The sequence below is a fragment of the Cloacibacillus porcorum genome, assembly GCF_001701045.1.
GTDB lineage: Bacteria > Synergistota > Synergistia > Synergistales > Synergistaceae > Cloacibacillus > Cloacibacillus porcorum.
The window spans coordinates 2,618,823-2,636,842 of the sequence record NZ_CP016757.1; the positions used below are offsets into that span (position 1 = coordinate 2,618,823).

Consider the following 18,020-nt stretch of genomic DNA (forward strand, 5'->3'; position numbering starts at 1 on the left):
ATTATATTAACACGGATTTTATTTTAGTCAAGAGCCCTCCGCGGCGGGGCAAACACACAAGCCTGCCGGCGCAAATATTAAGCGCCCTGCGGTGTCTGGAGGCGGTATTTTTCCTAATATATACATAAGACAATTTTCCGCAGACGCTGCGGAAACAATAAAAATAGCGCTGTCATACGACACGGACACCGGCGGCCAACTCTCGTTTTTTTAGACTTCATATCATAAGCATATTTACAAAAATGCCAACTTATATGGCACATTTGCCGCGGCTCATCCGCTGTCGGATGTTGTGAAAATAAATAAATGGTGGTATTTTGTACTTGGACGATATATTTTTATAAAACTTACACCGGCCCCCGAGCTCCAGGCGGGCCGGTTGTGGAATGGGGGAGATATATATGAAGCTGTTCGTCGCGCCAAGCAAGAACTCGGCGGAACACCACTCACGCATGACGGAGGCTCCAGTCGGGCCTCTCATTATTTCGCTTGCCATTCCTACGATAATAAGCATGCTTGTCACAACGCTCTACAACACGGCCGACACCTACTTCGTCTCCCAGCTCGGGACCAGCGCGAGCGGCGCCGTGGGCGTCGTCTTCTCTTTAATGGCGATATTCCAGGCGATTGGCTTCACCCTCGGCATGGGTTCGGGAAGCATGATCGCGCGCGTGCTCGGCGCGGGAGAGAGCGGCACGGCGAGCGTCTACGGCTCGACCTCCTTTTTCAGCGCGATAACCATGGGCATCATCCTCTGTATGGGAGGGCTGCTATTCCTCGACCAGCTGATGACGCTGCTCGGATCGACGCCGACGATACTGCCCTACGCGCGCAGTTACGCAAGCTGGATACTGCTCGGCGCGCCGATAATGTGCGCCTCCTTCGTCATGAACAACATCCTGCGCTCCGAGGGACACGCCGCCTTCGCGATGTGCGGGCTTGTGACCGGCGGTCTGCTGAACATCGCGCTCGACCCGATCTTTATCTTCACCCTCGGCCTCGGCATCTCCGGCGCGGCGCTCGCGACGCTGCTCAGCCAGTGCATCAGCTTCTCGATTATGATATCCTTCTTCCTGCGCGGAAAGAGCCTCGTGAAACTCCACCTGAAAAACCTCTCGCACAAGCCGCGTACCTACTTTGACATCGTCCGCCTCGGCTGTCCCTCGCTCTCGAGGCAGGGGCTGGCCAGCATCTCCACCGCCGCGCTGAACGTGAACGCCGCCGCCTACGGAGACCCTGCCGTCGCCGCGATGTCCATCGTCGGCAGGATATTCCTCTTCATCCTCTCCGTGATGATCGGACTCGGACAGGGATTTTCCCCCGTCGTCGGCTACAACTACGGCTCGCGCCGCTACAGAAGGGTACGCGAGGCCTTCTGGTTCACCGTCAAGACCGGCATGGTGCTCATGGCCTTCATGACGCTCGCGGGCTGGATATTCGCCCCCGAGATAATCGCCCTTTTCCGTAAAGAGGACGCCGTCGTCATCGCTATCGGTACGCGCGCGATGCGCTTCCAGTGCTCCGTGCTGCTGCTTCAGCCGCTCTTCGTGACGACGAACATGATGCTCCAGGCCGCAGGCTTCGCCTGGCGCGCGACCTTCCTCGCCTGCACGAGACAGGGCATATACTTTATACCGCTCATCGCGCTGCTGCCCGGGCTCTTCGGCCTCACGGGCGTTGAGATGACGCAGACAGTATCCGATATCTTCAGCTTCACGACGAGCCTGCCCTTCCTCTACTATTTCATTATGATGTTAAAAGAAAAAGAAAGGTTCCAGCAGCGGTAATAAAAATGAACTTAAAAAAACTATTTTCCGGCATATTCACCTCCGGCGCGCAGTCGCTCACCGAGGGCAGCATCCCCCTCCTGCTGACGCGCTTCGCGATCCCCTACATGGTGGCGAACCTCCTGCAGGCGCTCTACGGCGCGGCAGACATGATAATCGTCGGCCAGTTCACAGACGCCGCCGGCCTCTCGGCCGTCTCGATCGGCAGCCAGTTCATCTTCATGATAAACAGCATCGTCATCGGCCTCTCCATGGGCGGCACCATCATGATCGGGCGCTTCTTCGGCGCGGGCGAGGAACACGAGATAGAGGACACCATCGGCACCATGCTCTCCCTCTTCGTCATCCTCAGCGTCGTCATCACGGCGCTGCTGCTCGTGATGATCGACCCGATCGTCGACCTGCTCGGGACCCCCGCGGATGCCTTTGAACAGACCAGGGGATACATCTTCATCAACGCCGCCGGAATCGCGACCATGTTCGCCTACAACGCGCTGGCGGCCATCTTCCGCGGCTTCGGCGATTCCACCTCGCCGCTCATCTTCGTCGCCGTCGCCTGCATCGCGAACGTCGTCGGCGACCTCGTGCTCGTCGGGCCTTTAGGCTGGGGCGCTCCGGGGGCCGCCCTAGCCACCGTCTGCGCCCAGGGGCTCTCCGCCGTCCTCGCCGTAATATACGCGCGCCGCGCCGACTATCGCTTCGACTTCCGCCTCAAAAGCCTCAGAATAAAAAAGCAAAAGCTCATCAACCTGCTGCGCATCGGCCTTCCGATGGCCGTCCAGTTCTCCCTGACCGGCATCTCCTTCATCTTCATCATGGCGACGGTCAGCAAAATGGGAGGCGTCGCCGCCTCCGCGGCGATCGGCATCACCAGCAAACTCAACGGCTTCACGATGCTGCCGCCGATGTCCTTCTCCGCTGCGATCGCCGCGATGGTCGCGCAGAACATGGGGGCGGGGAAGCCAAAACGCGCGCGCTCCACAATGTATTCGGGACTCTCGATTTCGTTATGCTTCGGAGTATTCACCTTCATCGGGCTATTCTTCTTCCCGCATAGCGTCATCAGGATATTCACCCCCGATCCGGCGCTAATCGCCGCGACGGCGCTCTACCTCAAATCATTCAGCTCTGACTGCATCCTCGTCTGCTTCGTCTTCTGCCTCAACGGCTTCTTTAACGGCTGCGGCAAGACGGCCTTCACCATGGCAAACAACATCTTCTCCGCCTTCGCCGTGCGCGTCCCCGCGACCTGGATACTGAGCGGCATCGAGGGCGCGAGCCTCTTCTCCGTCGGCTTCGCCGCGCCGCTCGCCTCGCTCCAGACGATCGCCTTCAGCCTCTGGTACCTGCGCAGCGGAAGATGGAAAAAGGGCAGATAAAGGCTAGAAAAAACGCGCCCAAACGCGTATCGTTAAAATATTTACCATACAAAAACGGCGTACGGATAACTAAGAGCTCTCCGTACGCCATTTAACATTTATATCAGCACCGATAATATTATCTTACAGCTCGAGCCTCATGTCTCCCTCTTTTATCAGCCCCGTCCGCCGCATCACCTCGGCGATTATCAGCGTCGTTACGGCGGGAAGTATGAAATGCATCAGGGCTATCTGCATCAGCACCGCGGACGAGCTTCCCATAGCGTCGATCGCGCCGAACTGCCCCACCAGGCCGCTCGTGCCCATACCGGCGCCGGATGGTACGTTAGTCATCTTAAAGAGAAGCGTCGAGAGCGGGCCAAGGATGAAACTCGCGAGCGTCGGCGGCACCCAGATCATCGGATGGCGCACGATATTGGGCATCTGCAGCATCGAAGTACCGAGCCCCTGTGAGAGAAGACCGGATACGCCGTTCTCGCGGAAAGACATCACCGCGAAGCCGATCATCTGCGTCGAACAGCCCACCGCCGCCGCGCCCGCGGCCAGCCCCGAGAGATTCAGAGCGACGGCGATCGCCGCGCTGGAAATCGGCAGTGTCAGTATCATGCCCATGATCGTGGAGACCACCGCCCCCATCGGTCCCGGCTGCAGCTCCGTCGCGCGCATTATCAGCAGGCCGAGCGCCGTCATCATCGCGCTGACGGGAGGGCCGATAAGCTTTGCCGCCGCCATGCCGGTGATGATCGTCACCGCGGGGGTGGCGATAATGTCGATCACCGTCTCCTTTGAGACCATCTTGCCGCACTCCGTACCGATTATCGCCGCGACAAAGGCGCCCACGGGGCCGCCCCAGGTGTTCCCCGCGAAGCCGACGGCGGCGCAGGAAAAGACCACCATCTGCGGCGCCTTAAGCGCCTGGGCGATAGCTACCGCAATCGCCGGCCCCACCATCTGTCCGGCCAGAGTGCCGAATTCCACCAATATCGGAATACCGCATTTCGAGCCGACGGTCTTTAATATGAGACCGGTGATAAGGGAGGCGAAGAGGCCGATGCCCATAGCGCCGAGCGCCTCGACAAAATAACGTGAGAAGGAAAATTTTACATCTTTGCGTTCAAGAAATGCCGCGAAAGAACCTTTTTCTGATGACAATGTAAACGCCTCATTTATATGAAAAATATTTTGCGTGATATTGTAGATTGTTAACATAAAACTGTCAAACATGAGAAAAATATATCAAACTCCGAATATTTATCCAAAAATACTTTAAAAAATTAACAATTAAGGCGCTAAATAACCACACTTTTTTTATCTCACGTAAATGTTTCCGCTCTAAACACGGCATGATAAGAAAGATATAAACCGTTGTTTATCATTTCACCTATTGAAGGTAAGTAGCGGTTTATCAAAGATTTTTGGCGCCCTCTCCGAGGGAGCTGGCTCGGCGGTGTTTTTCCGCCGAGACTGAGGGAGAGTTGACCTTAGGTTCTTCCACGGCTTTCGCCGCGGGCTTTGTTTGGCGCGGAAACCGCGCCAAACAGAACAACACTCCTTCCGTCAGCCGCCAAAAACAGGCGGCCGCCACCTCCCTCAGAGAGGGAGGCTACAAGGGCAAAGTCAAAAGCTAAAACGTAATTTATTGCCCCGGCCTCTCCTGGCGCGGTTGCCCCTGACGCTGTTTATCTGCGGTTGACTTTTCTGAACTATCGCCTATAATATGTAGGTTGCGCGGCATGAGGCCGCGTAACGGCATGAATTCTTTACACCGCGTACGATGTAACTTGGGAGTATTTCTTCTTACCGCCTGGCCGGATTGCGCGTCACAAGAATTTTGTGCATTGATGCAACGGGGCAGATACCGATATTGATTCGGTCTATTGTTTAAACTGCGTAAAGATATTTACCTGACAGACGTATGCCTTTTGGATTAACCGACTGTATCATCTATACAGCCGAGCGTTTTTCTGATGGCGGACGCCGATATAGCTGAACGCGATTTTCAACGCCCCCAATATATTTAGGAGGTAGTCTATAATGACACAGGAAATTCAGAAAAGATTTTCAGATTTTAATTTAAACCCCGCATTGCTCAAAGCGATAGAGCGTAAGGGTTTTGAACATCCAATGCCCGTCCAGACGGCGGTGCTTGAGGATGAAAGCGTAATGGACAATGACGTCATCGTCCAGGCAAAGACCGGTTCGGGCAAAACACTCGCCTTTGCGCTGCCGCTTCTGAACCAGATTGACGCGAGAGAGAAGATGCCGCAGATAATCGTCCTCTCGCCGACGCGCGAGCTGGCCCAGCAGACGGCCCGCGAATTCGCCTGGCTCGGAGCCGACCTTGGCGTGCGCGTGGCGACGCTCGTCGGCGGCCTGGACATGGAGCGCCAGATACGCGCGCTGCGCGACGGCGCCTCCGTGGTCGTGGGCACGCCGGGACGTATCCTCGACCATCTGCGCCGCGGCACCCTCAAGACCGCGGACATCAAGAGCGTCGTCCTCGACGAGGGCGACCACATGCTTGACATGGGCTTCCACGACGAGATGGAGGCCATTCTTGAGGCAATGGTCCATGTGGAGCGCACCTGGCTCTTCTCCGCCACGATGCCGCCCGAGGTGCTCTCGCTCACAAAGCAGTACCTCAACGCGCCGAAGAAGATCTCGCTCGTCTCCGACATCACCTCGCACAGCGAGATCACGCAGAAGGCCTATATAATCCCCTCGCGCAGACGCTTTGAGGGACTCACGAACGTGCTTATCTGGGAGAACCCCAGCAAGTCGCTGATCTTCTGCGGCACCCGCGCGGAGACGCAGGACATCGCGGACAAGCTCTGCGACATCGGCTTCCGCGCCACCGCGATACACGGCGACATGAGCCAGCGCGAGCGCAACAACGCCCTTTCGGCGCTGCGCGGCGGACGCGTGTCGATACTCGTCGCGACCGACGTCGCGGCGCGCGGTCTCGATATCGACGCGGTCAGCCATGTTCTCCAGTACGGACTGCCGCAGAACCTCGAGGCTTTCGTACACCGCAGCGGCCGTACCGGACGCGCGGGGCACGAGGGCAGCAACCTCATCCTCCTCACGGCGCGCGAGGCGCGTCAGTTCAAGGGGATGATAATGCACTCTGGATCGAAGCTCAAACTTGAATGGATTCCCGCTCCCGACGCCTCGGAGATCGAGGGGCAGGCGCGTATCCGCTTTGAGAACAATATTCTTGAGCACGCCCTCGAATCGAACGAATTCGAGTCATGGGCGATGGAGCTGCTGAAACGCGAAGAGGCCCCCACGCTCGTCTCGGGACTACTCGCGAAGGCCTACGGCGACCAGCCCTCGGGCTATTCGATACGCGACGACGTCCAGTTTGAGATGGACCGCGAGAAGGGCCGCCGTGACTCCGGCGCGCCGCGCGGCGACAAGGCTCCCGGACGCAAGGAACGTTTCCAGCGCCCGGATATGACGGGCGGCGTCGCCGTGCAGTTCGCCCAGGGACGCGACGACGGCTGGGAGGTCGGACCGCTCCTCGGCGCGCTCTGCCGCAACATCGGCATCGGCCGCGAGGACGTGGGAAATATCAAGCTTCGCGATACAAGCGCGACGGTAGAGCTGTCGCCGCGCGGCGCGGCGCTGCTTGACGCGCGCAAAGAACGCCTTGAAAGGGACGGGCTGACTGTCAGCTCCGTAAAGCCCTCGACCGGCGGAGAGCGCCGCGGCTCCTACCGCTCCGACTCCAAGCCGCCCCGCCGCGACGGCGGTTTCCGCAGAGACCGCGACAGGGAGAGGGACGGCGACCGCGCCGGAAGAAGACGCTTCTCCAAATAGAGCCGGCGGCACAGCAGCCAGCCGTACTTCAAGATACTTTGAACGCCCCGCCTTTTGGCGGGGTGTTCTTTGTCTTACGCCTTTCTGAGCTCGTCAAGCCTCATCTGCTCCTCGCCCCACCGGTATAGCTCTTTAAGCGTGGGAAACAGCGAACGCCCGCGCGGCGTCAGCGAATATTCCACCCGCGGCGGCACCGTCTCGTACTGCCGCCGTTCGACGAGGCCGTGCTCTTCAAGCTCGTGCAGCGACTTCGTCAGCATCATATTCGTAATTCCGCGCACGCTCCGCTTAAGCTCGTTATAGCGCGTCGCCTCGCGCGGGAAGAGATGCCAGAGAATCGGCAGCTTCCACTTCTGCCCGATTATCCCCAGCGCGTATGTTACGGGACAAGTCGAGACATACACGCCGTCGTCCGGCTGCTCCGAACGGCGGCAAAAAAATTCTTTTTCATCCATTGCCAGCGCCCCATTTCAATAGTATCTAATTTATACTCACACAGAAAAAACTGCATACTTGAAGATTTCTTCCCAACTGTTATCATCATACTACAAAATCTGAACTATGAGGTGATGCGAAAATGGATTTCATAAAGCTGGCAAAAGAGCGTTATTCCGTGAGGAAATTCGCCGCGAAAAAGGTCGAAGAGGAAAAGGTCGCGCAGATACTGGAGGCGGGCCGCTGCGCCCCCACGGCGGTAAATTACCAGCCCCAGAGGATACTGGTCATCGAGAGCGGCGACAGCCTCGCCAAACTGAGGGAGTGCACCCCCTATCATTTCAACGCGCCTCTTGCGCTGCTCGTCTGCTATGACAGGACGGCGAGCTGGAAACGCTCCTACGACGGCTGCGACATGGGCGTGGTCGACGCCTCGATAGTCGCCGCGCAGATGATGCTGGAGGCGGCGTCGCTCGGCCTCGGCACAACCTGGGTCGGACATTTCGACCCCGCCGCGGTGAGAACGGCCTTTGAACTGCCTGAATATATCGAGCCGGTGGCGCTCCTGCCGACCGGCTATCCGCATGATAGCGCGAAGCCGAGCCATCTGCACGAAGACCGCCTCCGCCTTGACGATACGGTCTTTTACAACAGCTTCGATGGTATCGCCCCCGGCGCGAAGGGCGCGGGCGCTCACGATTAGCGCGTGAGAGGCGGGATGATATGAAGATATATATTCTGGACGGCGGGCCGCGTAAAGACGGCAACACCGCCGCGATGTGCGAAAGCTTCGCCAGGGGGGCGGCCGAGGCGGGAGCGGAGAGCGAGAGAGTCCGCCTCTTCGATTACAGTTACACCGGCTGCCGCAGCTGCTTCGCCTGCAAGGCGAGGGGCGGCCCCTCCTACGGGCGCTGCGGCTGGCGCGACGGGATTTATGAACTGCTTGACTCCGTGGCGCACGCCGACGGGGTGGTATTCGCCTCGCCCGTCTACTTCGGCACGATAACGCCGCAGCTGCACGCCTTCATCGAGAGGCTGTTTTTCCCCTTCGTCGTCTACGACAAAAAATACAGCGTCATCGCGCCCAAGAGGCCGGAGACCGCCGTCATCTACACGATGAACGTCAAAGAGCCGGTGCTGACCAAGGACTATATCGGAGAGGCGAATAGCGGGCCGCTGGGATTTTTTGAACGATATGTGACAAGGGTCTATAAGAGGCCGGAACGCATCTGCGCCTTCAACACCTACCAGTTCAGCGACTACGGCAAGTTTGTCGCGGACGGCTGGGACGAACGCGAGAAGGCGGAGTGGCGGGAGCGCGAGCTGCCGCGCGAGCTGCGGGAGGCCTTCGAGGCGGGCAAACGCATGGCGGAAAAGATAAAAAAGGGATAACGGACAAAGCCGCCGGCTTTCGCCGGCGGCCTGCTGCCGTCAATTATCTTATCTATCCCTCAATGGCGATGAGGTTGTTTTTAGCGGGAAGTTTGTTTTGTTCTTCCTTCGGAAACGTGACGGTCAGGATACCGTCGGCGAATTTCGCCCTGATATCCTCCTGCTTCACCTCTTCGCCGACGAAAAACGTCCGCGAGCAGCTGCCGGAGAAACGTTCCCTTCTGATGAACTTGCCGTCCTCGGGTTTTTCTTCCCTCTCATAGCTGCGGTCGGCGCTGATCGTCAGATAGCCGTCGTTAAGCTCGGCCTTGATATCTTCCTTCCTGAACCCCGGCAGATCGATATCGAGGATATAGCTGCCGTCCTTCTCTTTCACGTCGGTCTTCATGAGGTTTTTCTCACGCCTGCCGTATATTCCGCCGCCCAGGGCCGGCATCTGCATCCTGCCCACGAAGGGGAAGTCGTCCATCAGCTCGTCAAATAGATTTTCTCCGAAAAGTTTTGGCATCATCATTGTGCATTCCTCCTTAAATTATTACTTAATGCGATACCCCGGCGGAGATTCCGCCGCTTCGAAGAGCATCCGCTGTTCTTCTTTTCAAAAAGAATTATAACACCTTTGTTAGCAGAGTCAATAGGTGAGTGCTAATTTTTGACTAAATTTGATATTAATTATTATCAGCGATAATATTTCAAAATAATAAGATTCGCCTGTCTCTAACAATACTATCATATAGAAGATATTTTACTATATTATATACTATTTATATATTATTATTTTATCCCTCTCAATATCAGGCAGGCTGTGATTTTTTATTTTTGAAAGCATCTATTTTTCAGCAAAACGCACAAAAAAAACGACGTCTCTATTTTCAAAAGACATCGGCGGCGCGCCCGCAGAAATATATAATTAACTGAATGCCCGACATTCCGCACGTCTGTTATGACAAGAGGGCTGGCTGGAAACGGTCCAGGGGCGGCTTCGATATGAGCGTGACAGAGACCGCGGTCTGTGGCATAAGAGATAGAGGGACAACAAACAGGCCGGATATCATGTCAGCCGCCGGCATTGCCGGTGGCTGACATTTTGAGTATCTTAAATTAAACTGCAGGCTTCGCCTATCTTACCTCTTTTTCCGATAGACGAGCGGCAGCATCGCGGCGCCCAGGAGCAGAAGCGCGCCAAATCCGCCGTTGCATCCGCTGCTCGAACCGCCAGAGGCCTTCTTCTCCGTCTGGACGACTGCCGGCGGGTCGGCCACAAATGCGTCAGCCTTGTCAAGGTCAAAGCGTCCGCCGTCTTTAATGAACAGCACAAGGTCATACTCCGTATCGGCGGCTATGCTATCCGCTATGGTACTTGTACCCTGCAGCATGACTGTGTAGCTCTCATCGGCAAAGTCTGCCGCCGCGGCGGCGTAGACAAAACGTGCGGCTTCGCCGCTGCCGAGGTATTTGATCACATTAATCTTCGAGGGATCGGTGGCGTAGAGGTCTTTGCCCTTTATCTTGTAGGCTACCGCCGCCGTCTGCGCCTTTGCCACTTCCGCGCTGAACACGGGAAGAGGTCCGACTTTGGTTATCGTTTCGTTGTATGCCACGAGAGAGGATGCCGCGTTACGCACCGTCTCCGCCTTCACGGTGATGGCTCCGCTGGCGTCCACAACGAGGTCTCCTGAGCTGATACCCTCCAGCTTCTCCGACGTATCGCGGATCACATTATTCTTTTCAGCGGGCGTGGCATCCGGCGCCACAGCATAGATCTTAGCCTCTACGGGTTTCACTTCGGCGGGGGTATCTTTCGGAAGCTGCGGTTTGACAGGTTCCGCCACACCGGAATCTCTGCCCATGACCATAAGGCTTCCGTTGTCCCATTTATACTCCTTCCAATTGTCGGCTGCGATGATAACATCTACCTTCGCTGCTATCGCGGCATTCTTGATGGTCAAGATATTGGTGGCGGGCATCTTGTTGAAATCGCCGGTAACCTTTATTGTTTTCGCGCCGCCGAGGTCATTTATCGTCACTTTGCTCCCACTGTCCACGACAAGGATATCCATGGAGGAGATCGTAAGAGCCGAGAGGTCGGCCTTTACTCTTGTAAACTTGAGGGTCGTGCCCTTCTCTGTTCCGGAGCCGTCGATCGTCACTCCCGCCATCACCGGCGTCTTCGGGATGTCGTACAGCTCTATTGTGGCTGAGCCTACGGGTGTAGCCTCTCCCGTTGCCGCCTCGCCGCCGGCCTTGACGTCTGAGACGGCTTTGAGACCTTCTTCTCCGATCAGCCTTATCTCCGCGACATCTACGCTGCTGACGGAGGCCGCTGTCTCAATACGGCCGCCGCCGCGCACATGGGCTACCGTTCCGCCCTTTATCTCGATGATAGCATTCTTAACATGGCTGATACCGCCCTCAGCGTTTCCGCCGCCGTAGACATAGCCCTTTTCCGTCAGCTTGTCGTCTTCTCCGTTACCTTTTATTGAATAGGTTCCCGGTATCGAGGCGCCTTTGTTCACGATAATGTGCGACTGCCCTACGGTGGAAATTGTGTCCGCCTTCCTCGACTCGCCGCCGCCATAGACGGAACGCACGACCTTCGCGCCGCTGTTTATATTCACCAGCGTCTTGTCTACGCTGACGCCGGTAGTGCCAGTGAGGATCACTGAGCCGCCGTATACGCTGTGGCCTACGATGGAGTCCTCAACGGCGACTGTCGCCGACGACAGATCTACTGCGGTGGTATTCCATACCAATACGCCGCCCACTATTTTAAACTGTTTGTCTCTCCAGTCTTTTCCTGTGGGATCATCCATTTTAACATTCTTTACGGTGAGGTCTGTGGAGGCACTCGCAACAGCCTCTTTTTTGGCGCCGATCGCCCACAGATAAGTAGGATCGGCTATCTTAAAGTTCTCAATAAGTTTGGCACCATAAATCTTAGCATTCGCCTTGTCACCTATATTAGCGTCGCCGCTCGTGCTGGTTACCGTGACGCCATCTCCACTTATCACTTCAGAACCAGAACCGAAAGTAAGCTTATATCCCTTAAGGTCTATCTTCACAGGCGATTTTGCCGCGTCACTTGTATCCCACGTATGATCGCCGGAAAGCACCGCCTCTGTGCCATTATCATTCCATACGATGCTCTCGTTTACTACTGTCCCCGTAGTGGCAAACGCCGTGCCTGCCAACGCGCATAAAGCAAAAAACAGCGCAAATATTCCATATTTCCCTGAGAATTTCAAACTTCTCACGCACCCTTTCTTCAAACACGATTACACCCCTGCCGTAATAACGGCCTTGACAACGACACATTTCACAAGCACCAGTGATATTTTTTTATCAACTCACCTCCACCGTGAACATAATCTTTCTCTAAAATAAAACCGATAAGACGAAAAGTCATATCAGCTCTATCTCCGCGGCAACAGACGGCGGCGCGGAGCACCAGCCGCTGGCAAAGCGTTATTTAATTCGATCCGACCCGCAAATATTGATTTCCTCCTGCGCCGGAGTGGAAACCATAAACCGCACGATATAGGTGTTTTCCTCTGTTCAGGCTATTCAGCACCCTTTTAAACGATAACGGTGCGGCTTTATTTGCTAAAAAATAACATTTAATCCGAACCTAGTATATATTATCACCCCCCCGTCAACATTAGTTAATTTTTTCTTTTTTAAAACAATTATTCTGACGTTAAAAATAATTTAGAGAAAATAATCATTAACTAAAGAAAAAAGTGGCCGCAGGATATCTCTCAGCCCAGGACAAACGCGTGAGAGCTAACCGCCAATACCGCCGTCCGGCAGCGCGGGGCGCTCTATGTTTCTGTTAACAGGCTTGATGCGTTAGCCCTGTATCTCCGCCCTTTTCAGAGGACAGCGGACCGCGCGAAATGTATAATTAAGCGGAAGGTAAGAAGGAGAGATGTTTTTGGATTCTTTTTTTGACCGGGTCTATAGGCTGGTAAAAAAGATACCCCGCGGCAAGGTCGCCTCTTACGGGCAGATCGCCTGGATGCTCGACAGCCCGCGCGCCGCGCGGCAGGTCGGCTGGGCGATGCGCCGCTCTCCGAAGGGGCTGCCGTGGCAGCGCGTAGTCAGGGCGGACGGTTCCATCGCCGTCGGTGTGGACGGCGGCGTCTGCCGTGCGCTGCTTGAGGCGGAGGGCGTCTTGTTCCTGCCCGACGGGCGCGTCGATATGCGCGCCTGCCGCTGGAACGGCAAAGGCTGACTCACGGACGCCGCGCAGGCCCCGCACCACCGCCGCGCCGCGTCATGTTGAATACATCCGCCTATTTATCTATAATCAACAGAGGAGATTCCGACCGCGCGGAGGCTGTTTTCGCGCGGCAGATGGCGGACCGCTGAGGGACAGGAGAGTCTCACCACCTTCGCCTGAAATTATTTATAAGAGATCTGCGGAAAGGAATAGTGCGCTGCCGGAGTCAGCGCCGCGAAACGACAATGAAAAGACATGAGAGGGTCTGCGCGTCCATCGATCTGGACGCCATTATGGAGAACCTTAACAGTATCGGCGGCAATCTCACGGAGGGCGTAAAGATTATCGCCATCGTGAAGGCCGACGCCTACGGGCACGGGGCCGTGCCGATATCACAGGCCATCGAGCGTGAGAGCCGCATCTGGGGATTCGCCGTCTCCACCACGGAGGAGGCGGTGGAGCTGCGGGAGGGCGGAATCACGAAACCGGTGCTGATACTGGGACATACTTTTCCCGAAGATTACGAAACGCTGGTGGAGAGGGATATCCGGCCGACGGTCTTCGGCCTCGCGGCGGCGCGCGAGCTGTCGGGCGCGGCGGCGAGGGCGGGGCGTATCCTGCCGGCGCATCTGGCGGTAGACACGGGGATGTCGCGGATCGGCCTCCGCGGGCCGCACGAAAGCCTCGCGGAGATCATCGCGATCAGCGAGCTGCCAAACCTGCGGCTTGAGGGTATTTTCACGCATTTCGCGCGCGCCGACGAGAGCGAGCCCTCTTTCACCGCCCGCCAGCTGGATATTTTTCATACTTTCCTGCGCCTCGTGGACGGCGCGGGGATCAGTATACCGATGCGCCACTGCAACAACAGCGCCGGGTCGCTGTGGCACCGCGACGGCGATATGGAGGCCGTGCGGCCTGGCATCGCCCTTTACGGCGTCTATCCCTCGGATGAAACGCTGAATACCGGCGTGCGGCTGAGACCGGCGATGGAGATAAAGAGCCACATCTCCCACGTAAAGGATGTGGAGGCCGGAGTGCCGGTGAGTTACGGCGGAACTTACGTCACCACGCGGGACAGCACCCGCATCGCGACGATACCGGTCGGCTACGCCGACGGCTACCCGCGCAGCCTCTCAAACAGGGGCAGCGTGCTGATAGGCGGACGGCGGGCCAGGATTATCGGACGCATCTGCATGGACCAGTTCATGGCCGACGTCACGGATATCCCCGGCGTCTGTCAGGGCGACGAGGTGACGCTGCTGGGAAGGGACGGCGGCGAATGTATCCCCGTCGAGGAGCTCTCGGAGCTTTCGGGGCGCTTCCCCTACGAATTTTTATGCTGCGTCGGCAAACGCGTCCCCCGGGTCTACCGGCGTTCAAATCAAGGAGAGGAGCTATAGCGGCCCGCGCTCACTATACATATATATCTGACAGGCGCTCTGTCGCGGACGCCTGTCATTTTTATGGCAGCGGCGGTTTTTGTCCTGTAATAATTTTGCCGCGCAAGTCAGTGTTTTATTACGCCCAAGTTCGTTTATGCTTAATTATCAAAGCATAAAAGGGGTTTATCTTTTTAATAATGTCTATATATCTCGTGTTCAGCCCCATAAGTTATTTATTTTAAAGGTTTGACATAAAGATAAATGAGTGTTATCATTCCCGCATTCTGTAAGAAGGAGGAAACGTTATGTTAAGAAGTACAGGCACTCAGAACATAATAATTATAATTATTAACGCGGCTCCTCCTCGCAGGATCGGCGTCTAGCGCCGTTTGTCAAGCGAGTAAAGGGGCCCTTTCGACTTAGAAAGGGTCCCTTTTTTATATCAAAAATTAAAAACAAAGGGTTCACATATCAAGGAGGAAAACAAAATGCAGAAGACAGTAGAGGTAAGATGGCACGGACGCGGCGGACAGGGAGCGAAGAGCGCTTCGGCGATACTCGCGGAGGTACTTTTTGAAGAGGGCAAGCACGTTCAGGCCTTCCCTGAATACGGCGCAGAGCGTCAGGGCGCGCCAATCCGCGCCTATAACAGGGTTTCCGACTCTCCGATACGCCGCCGTTGCGGCGTGCAGAATCCCAATATAGTGGTCGTCGTCGATCCGACGATGGTCGAGAGCGCCAATCCCACCGAGGGCTCGACAGAGGACGCCGTCTATCTCGTGAACAGCGCCGAGGACGCGAAGGTCCTCCGCGGCCGTCTCGGCGTGACCTCCAAGGCCCGCGTGCTCGTCGTCGACGCGACGAAGATCACGCTTGAGGAGCTCGGGCAGAACCGCCCCAACGCGCCGCTGCTCGGCGCTCTCTCGCACGTCTTCACCGACGTCCCCGTGGAGTCTTTCGTAAATCATTTCACCAGTAAGATGACGAAGCTGCCGAAGCCGGTGCTGGAGGCCAACCGCCGCGCGATACTCCGCGGCCGCACGGAGGCGGTGTTCGCATGAGCAAGCCGCAATGCTGGCAGGAGGTCCCGCTTGGCACGGTAGCCTTCGGAGCCTCCGCCCTTAAGGTGCAGACGGGGCTATGGCGTTCCATGCGCCCCATCATCGACGCCGATAAGTGCGTATCCTGCCTCAAATGCTGGATACAGTGCCCGGACGATTCGGTGGAGCTTAACGCTGACAACCGCGTATGCGGGATAAATTTATTTTTCTGCAAGGGCTGCGGCCTCTGCGAGAAGCTCTGCCCCACCAAGGCGATCACGATGCGTTCCGAGGCCTCGTTTGCCGGAGAGGCGATCCCCTCGGGAGAGAACCCGGGAGAGGTGGGCGCCCATGTCAAGTAAGATGAAGGTCATGACTTCGGGCAACCTCGCCTTTGCGGAGGCGATGCGCCAGATAAATCCCGACGTGGTCGCCGCCTATCCGATAACGCCCTCCACGGAGATCCCGATGCGCTTCGCCGATTTTGTCGCCAACGGCAAGGTCGATTCGGAGTATGTCGCCGTCGAGAGCGAACATTCCGCCATCTCGGCCTGCGTCGGCGCCTCGATCTCCGGCGGGCGCGTGATGACCGCCTCCTCCGCTAACGGCGTGGCGCTGATGCACGAGATATTCCCCATCGCCGCCGCCTTCCGCGCGCCGATCGTCTTCGGCCTCGTGAACCGCTCGCTCGGCGCGCCCGTCAATATCCACTGCGACCATTCGGACAGTATGCCGGAGCGCGACTCCGGCTGGATACAGATATACTGCGAGGACGCGCAGGAGGTCTATGACAGCGTGCTGCTCGCGACGCGCCTCGCGGAGGACCCGCGCGTGCTGACTCCCGTATTCGTCTGCCAGGACGGCTTTATCACCAGCCACTGCTATGAACCGGTGGAGCTGCTGGCGGATGAGACGGTGAAGAATTTCGTGGGGGAAAGAACGGCGGCCTATCCGCTGCTCGATACCGATAATCCCGTCTCATACGGCTCTTTCACCATGTCGGAATATTATTTTGAGATAAAGCGCAATCAGATGGAGGGGATGAACAACGTCCTCCCCGTCTACCGCGAACTCGCCGCGGAGCTGGAAAAGGAGACAGGACGCAATTACGCGCCGCTCGAAAGCTACCGCGCGGAGGACGCCGATTATCTGATCGTCATCATGTCCTCGGCGGCGGGCGTCGTCAAGGACGTCGTCGACGAACTGCGCGAGGAGGGCGTTAAGGCCGGCGCGCTGCGCGTGCGCTTCTTCCGCCCCTTCCCGGCGGAGGAGCTTACCGCGCTCGCACGCGGCAAAAAGGGGATCGCGATACTCGACCGCAGCGCGAGCATCGGCGGCACCGCCCCGCTCGCGGCGGAGGTAAAGTCCGTGCTCTATAACCTCGAGGAGCGCGTGCCGGCGCAGGAGTATATCTTCGGCCTCGGCGGACGCGACTTTTACGCGCAGGACGCGCGGGCGGTCTTTGAGAGGATGGCGGCGGGAGATTACAGCGCGCGGGCGCGCTTTATCGGGCTTCTTGAGCGAGGTGACGAAGATGTGCGCGCTTAATATAAAGGAACTTACTAAAAAGGCCAGCCCGCTGACTCAGGGACACCGCATGTGCCCCGGCTGCGGCGCGCCTACGGCGATACGTCAGGCGCTGATGGGCGTCGACGACCCGGTGGTCGTGGTCAGCGCGACGGGCTGCATGGAGGTCTCGACGACCGTGTATCCCTACAGCTCCTGGCGCATGCCCTTCATGCACATCGCCTTTGAGAACGCCGGAGCGGGCATTTCCGGCATCGAGGCGGCCTATAAGGTGCTCCGCAAAAGGGGCAGGATAGACAAGAATATCAAATTTGTCGCCTTCGGCGGCGACGGCGGCACCTATGACATCGGCCTCCAGTCTCTCTCAGGGGCGCTCGAACGCGGCCATGACTTCACCTATATCTGCTATAACAACCAGGGTTATATGAACACCGGCGCGCAGCGCTCGAGCGCGACGCCGCAGAGCGCGAACGCGACCACTTCGCCCGCCGGCAGCGCCGTTCCCGGCAAGCTGCAGCGCGCGAAGGATCTCACGGAGATCGTCGCGGCCCACGACATCCCTTATGTCGCGCAGACCTCTCTGCATAATCCCTTCGATCTCATAGCGAAGGTGAAGCGCGCCGTCGAAACGCCTGGCCCCGCCTTCGTCAATGTGCTGGTGCCCTGTCCGCTTTTCTGGAAGATAAACCCCGCCAACCAGATGGAGATATGTCAGCTGGCGGTGGACAGCAAATTCTGGCCCGTCTACGAGGTGGCGAATGGAGAGTATTCGCTCTCCTACGAGCCAAAGAACCCGCGCAGGCTGGAGGATTTCCTCCGCGCGCAGGGACGTTACGCGCACCTCTTCAAGAAGGGGGCCGAGCGGCTCGACCTTGTCGAGGCGGCTCAGCGCGACGCCGACGAGAGTTGGGCGAAGCTGCTGAAAAAGTGCGGCAGATAAAAATTTAAGGATAACGTCGGGGCCGGAGGCGGGAGTTACCCTCCGGCCCTTTTCTTTTGTAAAAATCATTTCGCCGCCGTTGACGCCTAATTTT

The 18,020-nt window shown here is 57.2% G+C and carries 15 protein-coding genes; 11 read left to right on the forward strand and 4 right to left on the reverse strand.

All coding sequences use genetic code 11. The features are described from left to right. Nucleotides 1-386: 386 nt before the first annotated feature. Complete coding sequence (locus BED41_RS11940; RefSeq protein WP_229712306.1) at nucleotides 387-1,787, forward strand: MATE family efflux transporter; 1,401 nt, start codon at nucleotides 387-389, stop codon at nucleotides 1,785-1,787. A 5-nt stretch (nucleotides 1,788-1,792) separates the two neighbouring features. After that, nucleotides 1,793-3,166 carry an MATE family efflux transporter gene (locus tag BED41_RS11945; protein WP_066746573.1) on the forward strand — a complete coding sequence of 458 codons (1,374 nt, stop codon included), beginning with the start codon at nucleotides 1,793-1,795 and terminating at the stop codon, nucleotides 3,164-3,166. Between the two features lie 123 nt (nucleotides 3,167-3,289). Here BED41_RS11945 and BED41_RS11950 read toward each other — a convergent pair whose 3' ends face one another. Then, the gene (locus tag BED41_RS11950) at nucleotides 3,290-4,318 is read right to left on the reverse strand and encodes a PTS sugar transporter subunit IIC (protein WP_168160271.1); all 1,029 of its coding nucleotides are present in this window, start codon (nucleotides 4,316-4,318) and stop codon (nucleotides 3,290-3,292) included. 882 nt (nucleotides 4,319-5,200) lie between these two features. Here BED41_RS11950 and BED41_RS11955 point away from each other — a divergent pair. Beyond that, nucleotides 5,201-6,988, forward strand: coding sequence for a DEAD/DEAH box helicase (locus BED41_RS11955; RefSeq protein ID WP_066746575.1), 1,788 nt, complete (start codon nucleotides 5,201-5,203; stop codon nucleotides 6,986-6,988). Between the two features lie 74 nt (nucleotides 6,989-7,062). On the opposite strand, the gene BED41_RS11960 is transcribed toward BED41_RS11955, so the two are convergent. Further along, nucleotides 7,063-7,443, reverse strand: coding sequence for a winged helix-turn-helix transcriptional regulator (locus BED41_RS11960; RefSeq protein WP_066746578.1), 381 nt, complete (start codon nucleotides 7,441-7,443; stop codon nucleotides 7,063-7,065). Between the two features lie 122 nt (nucleotides 7,444-7,565). Here BED41_RS11960 and BED41_RS11965 point away from each other — a divergent pair, with 122 nt between their 5' ends. Both BED41_RS11965 and BED41_RS11970 read left to right on the forward strand, forming a co-directional pair. Continuing rightward, nucleotides 7,566-8,126, forward strand: coding sequence for a nitroreductase family protein (locus BED41_RS11965; RefSeq protein ID WP_066746580.1), 561 nt, complete (start codon nucleotides 7,566-7,568; stop codon nucleotides 8,124-8,126). Between the two features lie 20 nt (nucleotides 8,127-8,146). Continuing rightward, on the forward strand, nucleotides 8,147-8,815 hold the full coding sequence (locus tag BED41_RS11970) for a flavodoxin family protein (RefSeq protein ID WP_066746584.1): 669 nt from the start codon (nucleotides 8,147-8,149) through the stop codon (nucleotides 8,813-8,815). A 52-nt stretch (nucleotides 8,816-8,867) separates the two neighbouring features. Here the strand turns inward: BED41_RS11970 and BED41_RS11975 are convergent, their stop codons facing one another. Continuing rightward, nucleotides 8,868-9,329 (reverse strand): Hsp20/alpha crystallin family protein, encoded by a 462-nt coding sequence (locus BED41_RS11975; RefSeq protein ID WP_066746587.1) that lies wholly within the window; start codon nucleotides 9,327-9,329, stop codon nucleotides 8,868-8,870. A 610-nt stretch (nucleotides 9,330-9,939) separates the two neighbouring features. Then, entirely contained in the window at nucleotides 9,940-12,084 is a 2,145-nt protein-coding gene (locus tag BED41_RS11980) for a Synerg-CTERM sorting domain-containing protein (RefSeq protein ID WP_168160272.1), read from the reverse strand. 665 nt (nucleotides 12,085-12,749) lie between these two features. On the opposite strand from BED41_RS11980, the gene BED41_RS11985 reads away from it, so the two are divergent. From BED41_RS11985 to BED41_RS12010, 6 genes are all read left to right on the forward strand, one after another. Next, nucleotides 12,750-13,049 (forward strand): MGMT family protein, encoded by a 300-nt coding sequence (locus tag BED41_RS11985; RefSeq protein WP_157102346.1) that lies wholly within the window; start codon nucleotides 12,750-12,752, stop codon nucleotides 13,047-13,049. Between the two features lie 233 nt (nucleotides 13,050-13,282). Beyond that, a complete protein-coding gene (gene alr / locus BED41_RS11990; protein ID WP_066746595.1) occupies nucleotides 13,283-14,437 on the forward strand; it encodes an alanine racemase in 1,155 nt (384 codons plus the stop codon). 470 nt (nucleotides 14,438-14,907) lie between these two features. Beyond that, nucleotides 14,908-15,480, forward strand: a complete 573-nt coding sequence (locus BED41_RS11995) for a 2-oxoacid:acceptor oxidoreductase family protein (protein ID WP_034443804.1) — start codon at nucleotides 14,908-14,910, stop codon at nucleotides 15,478-15,480. After that, on the forward strand, nucleotides 15,477-15,821 hold the full coding sequence (locus BED41_RS12000; RefSeq protein WP_066746597.1) for a 4Fe-4S binding protein: 345 nt from the start codon (nucleotides 15,477-15,479) through the stop codon (nucleotides 15,819-15,821). Before BED41_RS11995 ends, BED41_RS12000 begins: the two co-directional genes overlap by 4 nt. Beyond that, nucleotides 15,811-17,007: a pyruvate ferredoxin oxidoreductase gene (gene porA / locus BED41_RS12005; protein ID WP_066746602.1), complete on the forward strand. Its 1,197-nt coding sequence runs from the start codon at nucleotides 15,811-15,813 to the stop codon at nucleotides 17,005-17,007. Before BED41_RS12000 ends, porA begins: the two co-directional genes overlap by 11 nt. Then, nucleotides 16,994-17,926 (forward strand): thiamine pyrophosphate-dependent enzyme, encoded by a 933-nt coding sequence (locus tag BED41_RS12010; protein WP_066746605.1) that lies wholly within the window; start codon nucleotides 16,994-16,996, stop codon nucleotides 17,924-17,926. Before porA ends, BED41_RS12010 begins: the two co-directional genes overlap by 14 nt. Nucleotides 17,927-18,020: the final 94 nt, after the last annotated feature.